The 13,098-nt window shown below is 66.7% G+C and carries 13 protein-coding genes and 1 tRNA gene; 3 read left to right on the forward strand and 11 right to left on the reverse strand.

The features are described 5' to 3' along the window. Positions 1–19: 19 nt before the first annotated feature. From raiA to J7346_RS04335, 8 genes are all read right to left on the reverse strand, one after another. The gene (raiA, locus tag J7346_RS04300; RefSeq protein WP_209118134.1) at positions 20–679 is read right to left on the reverse strand and encodes a ribosome-associated translation inhibitor RaiA; all 660 of its coding nucleotides are present in this window, start codon (positions 677–679) and stop codon (positions 20–22) included. A gap of 74 nt (positions 680–753) precedes the next feature. After that, positions 754–2,271, reverse strand: a complete 1,518-nt coding sequence (rpoN, locus tag J7346_RS04305; protein WP_209118136.1) for an RNA polymerase factor sigma-54 — start codon at positions 2,269–2,271, stop codon at positions 754–756. A gap of 107 nt (positions 2,272–2,378) precedes the next feature. After that, positions 2,379–3,185 (reverse strand): LPS export ABC transporter ATP-binding protein, encoded by an 807-nt coding sequence (lptB, locus tag J7346_RS04310; protein ID WP_209118138.1) that lies wholly within the window; start codon positions 3,183–3,185, stop codon positions 2,379–2,381. Between the two features lie 6 nt (positions 3,186–3,191). After that, entirely contained in the window at positions 3,192–3,695 is a 504-nt protein-coding gene (locus tag J7346_RS04315; protein WP_209118140.1) for an LptA/OstA family protein, read from the reverse strand. 8 nt (positions 3,696–3,703) lie between these two features. After that, positions 3,704–4,354: an LPS export ABC transporter periplasmic protein LptC gene (lptC, locus tag J7346_RS04320; protein ID WP_209118142.1), complete on the reverse strand. Its 651-nt coding sequence runs from the start codon at positions 4,352–4,354 to the stop codon at positions 3,704–3,706. Continuing rightward, on the reverse strand, positions 4,354–4,968 hold the full coding sequence (locus tag J7346_RS04325) for a ribonuclease D (RefSeq protein WP_209118144.1): 615 nt from the start codon (positions 4,966–4,968) through the stop codon (positions 4,354–4,356). The genes lptC and J7346_RS04325 overlap by 1 nt, the downstream gene beginning before the upstream one ends. Positions 4,969–5,047: 79 nt before the next feature. Further along, positions 5,048–5,134: transfer RNA gene (locus tag J7346_RS04330), tRNA-Leu, on the reverse strand. A 101-nt stretch (positions 5,135–5,235) separates the two neighbouring features. After that, positions 5,236–5,751, reverse strand: a complete 516-nt coding sequence (locus tag J7346_RS04335) for a hypothetical protein (protein ID WP_209118146.1) — start codon at positions 5,749–5,751, stop codon at positions 5,236–5,238. 582 nt (positions 5,752–6,333) lie between these two features. Between J7346_RS04335 and J7346_RS04340 the strand changes: the two genes are divergently transcribed. Further along, on the forward strand, positions 6,334–7,419 hold the full coding sequence (locus J7346_RS04340; RefSeq protein ID WP_209118148.1) for a DUF3578 domain-containing protein: 1,086 nt from the start codon (positions 6,334–6,336) through the stop codon (positions 7,417–7,419). On the opposite strand, the gene J7346_RS04345 is transcribed toward J7346_RS04340, so the two are convergent. Both J7346_RS04345 and J7346_RS04350 read right to left on the reverse strand, forming a co-directional pair. Further along, complete coding sequence (locus tag J7346_RS04345) at positions 7,398–7,628, reverse strand: hypothetical protein (protein WP_209118150.1); 231 nt, start codon at positions 7,626–7,628, stop codon at positions 7,398–7,400. The two genes, J7346_RS04340 and J7346_RS04345, sit on opposite strands and share 22 nt — an antisense overlap. Before the next feature lie 173 nt (positions 7,629–7,801). Then, on the reverse strand, positions 7,802–8,581 hold the full coding sequence (locus J7346_RS04350; protein WP_209118152.1) for an EAL domain-containing protein: 780 nt from the start codon (positions 8,579–8,581) through the stop codon (positions 7,802–7,804). Between the two features lie 150 nt (positions 8,582–8,731). On the opposite strand from J7346_RS04350, the gene J7346_RS04355 reads away from it, so the two are divergent. Continuing rightward, entirely contained in the window at positions 8,732–9,895 is a 1,164-nt protein-coding gene (locus tag J7346_RS04355; protein ID WP_209118154.1) for a serine hydrolase domain-containing protein, read from the forward strand. Positions 9,896–9,916: 21 nt separating this feature from the next. Here the strand turns inward: J7346_RS04355 and lepA are convergent, their stop codons facing one another. Beyond that, positions 9,917–11,737 (reverse strand): translation elongation factor 4, encoded by a 1,821-nt coding sequence (gene lepA / locus J7346_RS04360; protein WP_209118156.1) that lies wholly within the window; start codon positions 11,735–11,737, stop codon positions 9,917–9,919. A 211-nt stretch (positions 11,738–11,948) separates the two neighbouring features. Between lepA and J7346_RS04365 the strand changes: the two genes are divergently transcribed. Further along, the gene (locus J7346_RS04365) at positions 11,949–13,097 is read left to right on the forward strand and encodes an efflux RND transporter periplasmic adaptor subunit (RefSeq protein ID WP_245157653.1); all 1,149 of its coding nucleotides are present in this window, start codon (positions 11,949–11,951) and stop codon (positions 13,095–13,097) included. Position 13,098: the final 1 nt, after the last annotated feature.

The following is a 13,098-nucleotide window of genomic DNA, read 5'->3' on the forward strand; positions in this document are numbered from 1 at the left end:
TTGCGGCCTCTTAAGGGCCTTATACCGTCGATCCGTTTACCGAACCGTGTCCATTCCGTGAAGTCCGGGCCGGATCGACCCAGCCGATGTTGCCATCGGGGCGGCGATAGACCACGGCCACACCGCCGTGGGCCGCGTTCTTGAACACCACGACGGGGTAGCCCGTCATGTCCAACTCCAGCACGGCCTGACCGACGGTCAGGGTGCGAAGTTCCGACTCGGTCTCGGCGATCACCAGACCGGCAGGCGCGTCGCCCTCCGGCTTGCCGACATCGGCAAAGATGTCGTCATCGGCATCGTCGAGGTTCCGGAAGACGGTCATGCGCGCCACCTCGGCGGCGGCCATTTCCTGCTTCTCGGGCGACAGACCCTTGGGCCCCGAGTGGTGATCCTTCAGGCGGCGCTTGTAGCGACGGACCCGCTTTTCCAGCTTGTCGAGCGAATCCGAGAAGGCGCCGTGGGCATCCATGCCGTGGCCGGTGGTGACGAGGCTCTGCCCCGAGGCCAGCCGGACCCAGCAGTCGACCTTGAACCCGGGGCCGTCCTTGGACACCGTGACCTCGGCATCCTGTCCGCCGCGTTCAAAGTATTTGCCGACCCCCTCATTGAGTTCCTGAGAGATGCGCGAGCCTAACGCTTCGCCGACATCCACGTGCTTACCGCTGACTTGGACTTGCATAAGACACAGAACGCGACCGAAGCCGTTCGGTGTCAACGGACTTCACATTTTTGTGGTCTTCGAGAGGGGCAGGGTTAACCCGCCTTCAGCCGCCGCTTCCGCTCGACAGAGGACGGAATTCGCAGGGCTTCCCGATATTTCGCCACCGTACGCCGGGCGATGTCGATGCCCGCCTGGTTAAGCAATTCGACGATGCGGTCGTCGGACAAAATGTCGCCGTCCCGCACCTCGTGGTCGATCATCGTCTTGATCCGGTGACGGACGGCTTCGGCCGAGTGGCTGGACTGGCCGTCGACCGACTGGATCGCCGAGGTGAAGAAGAATTTCAGCTCGAACACGCCGCGCGGGGTGGCCATGTATTTGTTCGAGGTCACGCGGCTGACGGTCGACTCATGCATGCCGATCGCATCGGCCACGGTCTTGAGGTTCAGCGGCCGCAGGAATTCGACGCCGAAGGCAAAGAAGGCGTCCTGCTGGCGCACGATCTCCGACGAGACCTTGAGGATGGTCCGGGCCCGCTGGTCCAGCGATTTGACCAGCCAGTTGGCCTGGGCCGCACAGTCCGCGACGAAGGTCTTTTCGGTGTCCGAGCGGGCGCCCGCCGACACCACCCCGTGATAGCGTTTGTCGACCAGTAGCCGGGGCAGGGTGTCGGAGTTCAGCTCGACCCGCCATCCGCCGGCCGGATCGGGGCGCACCATGACGTCGGGAATGACGGTCTGGGCCGGTTCTCCGCCAAAGCCGGCGCCCGGCCGCGGCGTCAGGGCCTTCAGCTCGGCGATCATCTCCGACAGATCCTCGGCATCCACGCCGCAGGCGCTGCGCAGGGCCGACAGATTGTGCCGCGCCAGCAGCTCCAGATTGTCCAGCAGGGCGGCCATGGCCGGATCGAAGCGGTTGCGCTCGATCAGCTGCAGCTTCAGGCATTCGGGCACCGAGCGCGCCATGATGCCGGTCGGCTCGAACCCGTGGCAGATGGCCAGCACGGCCTCGACCCGCGGCACATCACAGCCCAGCCGCTCGGCCACCTCGGCCAGTTCCCCGCGCAGATAGCCATGGTCGTCGACCATATCGATCAGGGCCAGGCCGATGGCGCGATCGGCCGCGTTCAGCGCCGTCGCTGACAGCTGGGCCTGCAGGTGCTCCCACAGGGTCGCCTCGCGGCTGTCCATCGCCTCCAGCCCCTCGCCCTCGGGGGCCGATCCGCCCTTGCCGGTCCGGGACCAGTCCGAAAGGCCCGGCTGGGCCTCGCCCGCCGCGTCGCCGCCGTCGGTGGCCCGTTCGCCGGGGCTGGCGTCATAGACATCGTCGGCGCGGGTATCCATGGCCTGTTCGGCCGCGTCAGGGCGCGCGTCGTCAAAGCTCAGTTCGGCATGGGGGTCGGACGCCGCCTCCGCCGGGCCGTCGCCCGCAGAGTCGCCGGGGCCGTCGCCCTCTTCGTCGCGCTTCAGCAGGGGATTGCGTTCCAGCTCGGCCTCGACAAAGGCCTCCAGCTCCTGGTTCGACAGTTGCAACAGCTTGATGGCCTGCTGCAGCTGGGGCGTGATGACCAGCCCCTGACCCTGCCTGACCTCCAGTCTCTGTCCCAGCACCGAACCCGTCTCCGCCGAACACCGTCACGGGACACTGGCCCGAAACTTGCTGGCACAGACTGACGCGAAGCGGTTAACGGGGGTTGAAGCGGCCGACGGTCGCCGCCCTAGCCGTACATGTCACCCAGATAGACCCGGCGGACGTCGGGGTTGGCGACGATTTCGGCGGCTGTGCCCTCGAACAGCACCTCGCCCGCCGAGATGATTGCGGCGCGGTCGATGATATCCAGTGTCTCGCGGACATTGTGGTCAGTGATCAGCACGCCGATGCCGCGCTCGGCCAGATAGCGGATCACCTGGCGGATGTCGGCGATGGCCAGCGGATCGATGCCGGCAAAGGGCTCATCCAGCAGCATGAAGGCCGGGTCGCCCGCCAGCGCCCGGGCGATCTCGACCCGGCGCCGCTCGCCGCCCGACAGGGCCGCCGCGGGGGCATCCTTCAGATGGCTGACGCTCAACTCTTCCAGCAGGCGGTCGGTTTCCTCGCGGATCGCGGTCTTGCCGGTCTTGTGCAGTTCGACCACGGCGCGGACGTTCTCCTCTACCGTCATGCCGCGAAAGATCGAGGCCTCCTGCGCCAGATAGCCCAGACCCATGCGGGCGCGCTGGTACATGGGCTGGCCGGTGATGTCCTCGCCGTCGATGGTGATGGTGCCGGAATCGGCCGGGATCAGGCCGGTGATCATGTAGAAACAGGTGGTCTTGCCGGCGCCGTTCGGTCCCAGCAGGCCCGCGACCTCGCCGCGCTGCACGGTCAGGGACACGTCGCGCACCACCTGACGCTTGCCGAACGACCGGGCCAGATTGCGGGCCTTCAGCCCCCGGTCCGGCGCGGGCGCCTCGGGCGCAGCCGGCTTCGCGGCCGCCCTGGGCCGTTCATCCAGATTGAGCGCGGAAAGCTCCTTGCGCGCCACCGGGGATCAGTTGCCCTGGGCCGGGGTGCCGTTGGGATAGAAGACCCCCTGCACACGGTTGCCGGCCGGGGTGGGGGCGCCCTCCATCCGGGCGCTCTCGGTGCGGACGTTGTAGACCAGCCGGCTACCGGTCATGACGTTGCGGCCCTGGGTGACGATCACATCACCCGTCAGGACGATCTCGCCCTCGGCCAGATTATAGATCGCCCGGTCGCCGCGCAGGGTCTGGGTCGGCGTGACGAAGAACACCTCGCCCGTCGCCTCGACGCGGGTCAGGTTGGAGTTGGCGTTGGTGAAGGCCTCGATCCGGCCGGCGCGCAGGCGGTTGTCGCCCTGCATGATCTCGGCGTCCCCCACCAGCGAGAAGCCGTTCGGCGTGTAGCTGAAGGTGTTGCCGCCATACATGACCGGCGCCGAGGTCGGGTCCTGCGTCACGCCGGTGCCGGGCAGGGCAAGGCTGAGCGCGAGGGCGACCGCTGCGGTCGCGGGAAGCTTGCTGGAACGGGCCATGGTCGACCTTATCTCCGGGACGCTGCGGGATTGATGGTGCCCCGCACCTTGTTTTCGCCAGTGCCGTGAAACTCGACGCTCTCGCCCTGGTCGCGGATGACATAGGACGAAGCGGTCAGGGTGCCAAGCGGCCCGGTGCCCTGCACCCCCTTGTCGCCGGTCACGACGCCGGTGCGCGTATCGACCACGGCCTCGGGCGTCGTCAGGACAAAGCCCGATCCGCCGTCGGAAATCCGCACATTCGGGCCGATGATCACCCGGCGCGAGGCCTCGTCATAGGTGCCGCCGTCCGCCGTCATTTCCGTGACCCTGGCCCCGCCCAGATTGAGGCGCAGCACCGGCCCGACCAGACGCAGGTGGCCGGTCTCGGGCACCCGCAGCACGCCCCTGGCGCCGATCACGAACGAGCGGCCCTGATCGTCCTGTCCGTAGTAGAGGGCATTGTCCAGCGCCACGTCGCCGCGCTGCTCGGCCCGGCGTTCGGCATCGGAAATGGCCGAGCGCAGCACGATCCAGGCGACCGTGCCCCCGGCCAGCAGCAGGATCACGACCGGCAGCACCCGCCGGAACAGCATCACCCGCCGCGAATGCGCGCGCCAGTGCCGGGCCTTCTCGGCCGTCGGCGACGTCGGATCCACGGGCGGGGGCGTGTCGGTCATCAGCTGTGGGCGAAGATGTCGGTGTCTTCCCAGCCGTCCAGATCCAGCCGGGCCCGCACGGGCAGGAAGTCAAACAGTTGCGCCGCCAGCCCCGTCCGGCCCTCGCGCGCCAGCATGGCGTCCAGCCGCTCGCGCACCTGATGCAGGTACAGGACGTCCGAGGCCGCATAGTCCTGTTGCGCCTGGCTGAGCGTCTCCGCGCCCCAGTCCGAGCTCTGCTGCGCCTTCGACAGGTCCACGCCTGCCAGCTCGCGCACCACATCCTTCAGCCCGTGCCGGTCGGTATAGGTGCGCGCCAGCTTGGAGGCGATCTTGGTGCAGTACACGGGCCGCGTCTCGACCCCCAGCCACAGCTGGAACATGGCGATGTCGAACCGTCCGAAGTGGAAGATCTTGAGCACCTGCGGGTCGGCCAGCAGCCGCTTCAGGTTCGGGCAGTCATAGGTCTCGCGGTCCAGCTGGACCAGATGGGCGTCCCCGTCCCCGGCCGACAGCTGCACCACGCACAGCGGATCGCGGCGATAGCGCAGGCCCATGGTCTCGGAATCGACCGCCACCACGGCGCCGAGGTCCAGACCGTCGGGCAGATCGCCCCTGTGCAGATGTACTGTCATGCGTCCCGCTCGTTGACTTGCGAATGGACCATAAACGAACGGCGCCGCATCGTCAGGATGCAGCGCCGTTTCGAAGAACTGGTGCCCAGGAGAGGACTCGAACCTCCACGACCTTTCGATCACTGGCACCTGAAGCCAGCGCGTCTACCAATTCCGCCACCTGGGCTCTCGGGCCGACACGTCACTGACATATCGTCCGGGAAGGCGCGGACCCTTAAGGCAGGCTTTTTGTCCGGTCAACGGGCATCTGACGAAAATAAACGTCCCTCAGTCCGGCGCCAGCCGCGCCGCCCGCCGCGCGGCATGTTCCTCCGGCAGGGGCAGGCCCGCCGCCTCCAGCGCCGCCTCCAGCGCTTCCACCCGCCGCTCCAGCGCCTGACGCCGGAAATGCACCGACTCCAGCCACTGGTTCTGTCCCGCCCGCCTCTGCCAATAGGCCCGCTTCAGCGCATAGTCCGGCTGGGCCTCGCCCGCATCCGGGTCCACGGCAAACCGCTCGCCCAGGGCCGCGCCGTCCATCTCCAGAATTCCGAGGATCAGCGACAGGGGCGCCGTCCCGGGCGTCAGCCCGGCTCCAGCCCGACCGGGTCCGCCCCCGCCCCCGAGACCGCCCTCGCCCTCGCGCGCCGCCAGGCGCTGATAGGTCTCGGCCAGCGCCGCCAGCGCCCGCGCCTCGGCCCACAGCCGCCCGCGCATCGCCCGCCCCGAGGCCACCGTCGCCATCCGCGCCAGCGCGGCGGGGCTGCCACCTTCGGGGTCATCGACCTTAGTCGGCGAGAACAAGTTCTTTAGTGCCCGTGATCCAACCGGGTGCAGGCCATTCGAAGCGCTAACTTCTTCCTCAACCATTCGCGCGTGGGCGCGAGAGCGAGCGTCTCCTACAGCCCTCTTTCCGCCGCAAGCGAGCGCGGCGTGGCGGTAGACGCTTCCAGGAGAGGTCTTCCACTTGGCGGCGACATCCTTGGCTGTCGCACCATTTTTATAGTCCTCAATGACCATTGCCCAAGTCTCTTCGGACAAGCGGTAGTGGGTCGAGGGCGCCTCAGGACAACGTTTCATGTCCCTAGTCTAACGGCGCTCAGACGGTCGCCGGACTTGGCGCCAAAATTGGGCGTGAAAGAGCCCTGCAGAGCCGAATCGACGTGCTCAATTAAATATTATCCTTGGCGCTTGCAGAGCGATGAATCGTGCACCGGACCACGGTCCGAGGTGGAACCAGCGCCATCCAAGTCTCGCAACTCGCTTCGCTGGGCGCTAACCTTCAGTTGGTACACCTGACGTCAATGCCTATCGTGGATAGGCAATTGCCTCGTGATTCGATGCGATTTGTACCGATCTCGTGTGCCGGAGACGGGAGGGGCGAGGTTGCAGGAAACGCTGCAGGGAATTCTGGATCTCCAGAGGCACTACAGTTCGGCGGATACGCCGGAGATGCGTCTCAGGGGCAAGCTCGTGCGAGACCGACTCTGCAGCGAAATCACGCGCGTCGCATCAAACATCGAGAATGCCCTAGGCCAATACGGGACCGATCTCGCGGTTCAAGGCAGTGACGGCGCTGGCCGAAAGGCCATCGTGCCGTGGACACGCATCTTCTCTAGGCATATGTCCCCCAGCGCCACCGTCGGCTGGTATCTCGTCTTTCTGTTCCACCCAGATGGGGACGGTGTGTCTCTGTGTTTGAGCCACGGTTCGACAATCCCGAAGGATGGCAACTTCAAATCGCGGAGTAGGGCAGAAGCCGAACGCCTGATGGAGTGGGCCTCTGCAGTCGTAGGTGCCGACTTCGCGTCGGAGATGGACGTTCGACGAGGCGTGGAGCTGGGCAGCCAAAGGCTCGCTGCCGCCTATGAGCGGACCACCTTGTTATCAAGGTTCTACCCTCGCTTTGCTATTCCCAAGGACGACGTACTACTGGACGACATCGTTGCGTTTGCAACTATGTTGGCGCGGCTCTATGCGGCGCAGGATGCAGGCCTTACGCCCGGTGCGTCCAGCCCCGCCGTAACCGAGGTTTTGCAGGTCTCTGAGGGTCTCGCTGCCCCCTTTAAGTTTGCTGGTCGCGGTCAAGGATGGGGCTTAGATCACGCAGGCAGGATCGCAGTTGAACATCAGGCAATGAAGATCGCCGAAACGTGGCTTGCCGAGCAGATGTTCGCCTATCAGGATGTGTCTTCCACTGACAGTTGTGATTTCCGTGCCTCGCGCGATGGCGAGCAATGGGTGATCGAAGTGAAGGGCACGACGGGCTCAGCGGGAAGTGTTCTCGTCACCCGCAATGAGGTGGCCCTTCACAAGGCATGCCACCCAAAAAATGCGCTGCTTATTGTGCACAGCATCGAACTGAGCGCCGATGGCCGTTCAGCTACGGGTGGGAAACTTCGGGCGATCTGCCCATGGAAGGTCGATGACGACCGATTGCATCCCACGGCCTACGAGTATCGATTGGAATAGTGAGGCCAGTCGAAACGGATCAGGTCATACTTCTCCGCGAACCACGCCACGAAGGCCTCCGGCGTTTCGCGGTCACGCCAGTGCCGCGTCAACTCTTCCTCGCTCAAGCCCGCATCATCTGTGCCGATGCACCAGTCGCGCTTCATGATGCGATCGACGTCCGCCACCCACGCTGCCAGTTCGGGAGCAACTTCTTCATGCAGGCCCATTCGGAGAGTCTGCTGGCGCTTGGCATCGTCTGCAACCAACCAGAGGTGAGTACCTCTGTGCCCTTGAATCTTGAAAACAATGAAGTCGGCCTTGTCGGAGCACGCTCGTTGCGCCGAACTCGAGCGGTCTCTGCTCGAGTAGCCTCCCAGCAGGCGACACCGCGCCAGACCCCTCACCCCGCCGCGCGCATCCCGTCCGGTGGGGCCACCGCCTCTTCCGGCCAGACGACCTCGGCGAGGCGGCCGACGGCGGGGCGGGCGAACAGATAGCCCTGCATCAGGGTGACGCCCAGGTCGCGCAGCGCGGCGTATTCCCCGGGGGTCTCAATGCCCTCGCACACCGGCTGGATGCCCAGCTCGGTCAGGGTGGCGAGGGTGTTGCGCACGATGATCCGCCGGACGGGGTCGGTGTCGATGCTGCGCACCAGATTCATGTCCAGCTTGACAATGTCGGGCTGGAACCGGGTCAGCAGGCCCAGCCCGGCATAGCCGGCGCCAAAGTCGTCGATGGCGGTGCGGAACCCCATGGCCCGGTAGGACCGCAGGATGTTCAGCAGGTGATCGGTGTCGATCGCCTCGCTCTCGGTGAACTCGAAGATGATGCTGCGGGTCGGCAGGCCGGTCCGCATCGCGGCGTCCAGCGTCAGGCGGATACAGGCCCTCGGCTCATAGACGGCATTGGGAAGGAAGTTGATCGACAGGCTGGCCCCGTCCGCGGTCAGGTCGAGGGCTGCGGCCTGTTCGATGGCCGCGGTGCGGCACAGCTGGTCAAAGCCATAGCGGTTGGTGTCGGACACCTGCGCCAGCACTGCCTCCGCGCCCGCGCCGTCCGCGCCGCGCACCAGCGCCTCCTGAGCGAAGACCGTGCGGGTGGCCACATCGACGATGGGCTGGAACGCCATGGTGATGGGCCGCTCGAACCCGGCACCATTGCGGCAGGCATGACAGGCCATGGGGCAATCCTGACTGATACGGCCCCTACCTTCACGCGAACCCGTTAAAAAACAGCGATCCCGACGAGCGGGCGGCTGCATGACAGGAGATTAACTGGGCGGGGCCCGGCGCGGCGCCTAGCGTCGGTCCAACCCTGCCGGGAGCCTGTGATGACAACGGACCGCCGCCGCCTGCTGCAGACCCTGACCGCCGCGCCCCTCCTGTCACTGGGGGGCTGTGTGGGCGGGCGCCTCTCCGGGGGCGGGCCGCTTTCCGAAGAGGTCCGAGCGGGGATCGACGCCAGCCTGTCGCGCCACGCCATCGTCACGGCCGGGATCGGGGTCCTCCGCAACGGCGATCTGGTCGGGGAGCACTATTTCGGCGAGCAACAGCCGGGCGTCGCCGCCGGGCCGCAGACCCGGTTCAATGTCGCCTCGGTCACCAAGACGGTCACGGCCGAAACCGTGCTCAGACTGGTGGGGCAGGGGCGCCTCGATTTGGATGAGCCCATGGCGCCGTGGTGGACGGACCCGCAGATCGCCGACGATCCCCGCCATGCCCTGCTGACGCCCCGCATGGCGCTCAACCATTCCACCGGCCTGCCGAACTGGCGCTTCTTCCTGCCGGGCGGGCGGCTGGCGTTCGTGGCCGACCCCGGCCGGACCTACACCTATTCCGGCGAGGGCATGCAGTATGTCGCCCGCTATGCGGCGGCGAAGCTGGGCCGGCCCTTCCCCGATCTGGTGCGCGAGACGACGCTCTCCCCGCTCGGGATGGACGATACGGCGATTGTCGTGGATCGCACGCGCATGGAGACCATCGCCCGCTCCCGGGACGCGGCGGGGCAGGTCTATGAGCCGTGGTGCCGCGTGGAGAACGAGGGCGGATGCCGCCCGCAAGGCAGCTGGGCGGCGGCCGACGACATGGTGACCACGGTCCGGGATTATGCGCGGTTCCTTCGCGGCCTGATGGACAGCACGGGCTATGGCCCGGCGGTGACGGCGGACCGGAACCGGGTCCAGACGGACAAGGGCGATCAGGCCGTCCTCGACTGTGCGGCCAATCCGGAGCTGACCTGCCCTGTCCGGCAGGGGTACGGGCTGGGCTTCAACGTGCTCGACTATGGCAACGAGATTGTTCTCGGCCATGGCGGGGCGGACTGGTCGGAGCTCGCCCTGGTCTATGGCGCCTGCAAGGCGCGTTCGGGCCTTGTCGTCTTCCTCAATGCCCCCAATGCCAGGGCGCTGGCGGCCATGCCCGAAGTCCTGTCGCGGGTGGACCCGACCTGCCCGTTCCTGCCGGAATACCGCCGCTGGTACGCCGAGTCGCTGTAGGCGGAGGCCGGTCGGCTCCGCTCAATCCTCATCCATCTTGAGCGCGGCGATGAAGGCTTCCTGCGGGATTTCGACCTTGCCGAACTGGCGCATGCGCTTCTTGCCGGCCTTTTGCTTCTCCAGCAGCTTCTTCTTGCGGGTGGCGTCGCCGCCGTAGCATTTCGAGGTCACGTCCTTGCGGAGCGCGCGGACGGTTTCGCGGGCGATGATCTTGCCGCCGATGGCGGCCTGGATCGGGATCTGGAACAGATGGGGCGGGATCAGCTCCTTCATCTTTTCCACCATGCCGCGGCCGCGGGTCTCGGCGCGGGCGCGGTGTACCAGCATCGACAGGGCGTCGACCGGCTCGGCATTGACCAGGATGTTCATCTTGACCAGATCGCCGACCTTGTAGTCGGTCAGCTCGTAATCGAAGCTGGCATAGCCCTTCGAGATCGACTTCAGCCGGTCGTAGAAGTCGAAGACCACCTCGTTCAGCGGCAGCTCATAGACCACCAGGGCGCGGGCGCCGACATAGGACAGCTCGACCTGCTGGCCGCGGCGGTCCTGACACAGTTTGATGACGCCGCCCAGGTATTCGTCGGGGGTCAGGATGGTGGCCTTGATCCACGGCTCCGAGATGGTCTCGATCTGCATCACGTCGGGCAGGTCGGCCGGATTGTGCAGGTCGATAGTGGTGCCGTCGCGCAGGCCGATCTTGTAGACCACCGAGGGGGCGGTCGCGATCAGGTCGAGGTTGAACTCGCGGCTGAGGCGCTCCTGGATGATCTCGAGGTGCAGCAGGCCGAGGAACCCGCAGCGGAAGCCGAAGCCGAGGGCGGCACTGGATTCCATCTCATAGGTGAAGCTGGCGTCGTTCAGGCGCAGGCGGGCGATGGCGGCGCGCAGGTCCTCGAAGTCGGCGGCATCGACCGGGAACAGGCCGCAGAAGACCACCGACTGGACTTCCTTGAAGCCCTTGAGCGGGGTGTCGGTGGGGCGTTTTTCGTCCGTGATGGTGTCGCCGACGGCGGCGTGGGCGACTTCCTTGATCTGGGCGGTGATGAAGCCGACCTCGCCCGGGCCAAGGCTCTCGACCGGGGTATTCTTGGGCAGGAAGACGCCGACGCGGTCGACCAGGTGGGTCGAGCCGTTCTGCATGAATTTGACGCGCTGGCCGGCGCGCAGGTGTCCGTCGAAGACCCGGACCAGCAGGATCACGCCGAGGTAGGGGTCGTACCAGGCATCGACCAGCATGGCCTTGAGCGGGGCGTCCGGGTCGCCCTTGGGGGCCGGCAGGCGGGTGACGATGGCTTCCAGTACATCCTCGATGCCGATGCCGGACTTGGCCGAACAGAGGACGGCGTCCGAGGCGTCGATGCCGATCACATCCTCGATCTGTTCGCGGACCCGCTCGGGCTCGGCCGCCGGCAGGTCGATCTTGTTCAGGACGGGGACGATCTCGTGGTCGTTATCGATGGCCTGATAGACGTTCGCGAGGGTCTGGGCCTCGACCCCCTGCGACGCGTCGACCACCAGGATCGAACCCTCGCAGGCGGCCAGCGAGCGGGAGACTTCGTAGGCGAAATCGACGTGGCCGGGCGTGTCCATCAGGTTCAGGACGTAATCCAGCCCGTCCTTCGCCTTGTAGTGCAGGCGCACGGTCTGGGCCTTGATGGTGATCCCGCGCTCCTGCTCGATTTCCATATTATCAAGCACCTGTTCCCGCATTTCCCGCGCGGTCAGGCCCCCGGTGAACTGGATCAACCGGTCAGAAAGCGTTGATTTTCCATGATCAATGTGCGCAACGACGGAGAAGTTGCGGATGCGGTCGATCGGCGGAGTCGGGGGCTGGGTGCTCATGCTGCGGCGCGGTTAGCACGAGGGCATGCGCACGCCAACTCGCGCGGCCGCGAGGCACCCCGCCGCAGGTCGGATTACATCCTCGTAAAGGTCAAGGTTGCGTTTGAGAACGAGCCGGGAACAGGGTATAGCCGCCCTCCGGCTTGCGGCCTTGTGCCATGCGTCTGTCACGCATCGTCGCCATAGGGTCAGGGAGCCACGCACAGGGGATATGGACGTGAGATCAATGCTGAAGCCGGTGGTTGCCGCCCTTGCCATGCTGGGACTGGCGACACTGGCGGCCTGCGGAGGCCATGGCGAGGACGAGAAGGGCAAGGACGGCGCCACGCCCGTGGCCGGCCAGACCGTCACCGTGACCACGGTCAATCAGGTCGATCTGCCGCGGACGCTCTCGGTGTCGGGCACAGTCTCCGCCTGGGAAGAGGTGCCGGTCGGCGCCGAGACGGGGGGGCTGGTCGCCACGGCCGTCTATGTCGACGAGGGCAGCTATGTCCGCCAGGGTCAGGTGCTGGTCAAGCTGAACGATGACGTGCTGCGGGCCCAGCTGGCGCAACAGGACGCCTCGGTCGCCTCGGCCGAGGCGCTGGTGGCGCAGCAGGATGCCGCGCTGGAGCGCGCCCGCGAACTGCGCGAGCGCGGCTATCTCAGTCAGGCGGCGCTGGACACGGCCCAGGCCAACCAGCGCACGGCTGCGGCCCAGCTGGCGGCCGCCCGGGCGGCACGTTCGGAAACCGCGACCCGTCTGGACCAGACCAACATTCGCGCGCCGGTCGCCGGCCGCGTCATCAGCCGCAATGTGACGCGCGGCCAGATCGTCCAGCCGGGTACCGAACTGTTCCGGCTGGTTCGTGACGGGCGGCTGGAGCTGGATGCCCAGGTGCCGGAGGCCGATCTGGCGCTGGTGCGCCCCGGCATGACGGCTGTCGTGACGGCGGATCAGGCGAGCGGCCCGACCGGCGGTCGCGTGCGCATCGTGACGCCCGAGGTCGATCCCCAGACCCGTCTGGGCGTGGCCCGGATCGCGCTGAACAGCGGCACTTCGCTGAAGACCGGCATGTTCGCCCGTGCCGAGATCGCCCTGGGTCAGTTGCCGGCGCTGGTGGTGCCGTCCGAGTCCGTGATCTATCGCGAGGGCCAGGCCGGCGTGTACGTGCTGGGCGCCGACAACGCGACCGTGCGCTTCGTGCAGGTGCGGACCGGCGCGCGCGAAGGCGACAATGTCGTCATCGAAAGCGGGCTGGAGGCGGGCCAGCGGGTGGTGGTCAAGGGCGCGGGCTTCCTCGCTGACGGGGATCGGGTGACGGTAGCAACGGCCGCAGCCCGGAGTGCGGCGGCTGCCGACGCTCCGGCGGCACGCTGAG

The organism is Brevundimonas sp. A19_0, assembly GCF_017744255.1.
Classification (GTDB): Bacteria; Pseudomonadota; Alphaproteobacteria; order Caulobacterales; family Caulobacteraceae; genus Brevundimonas.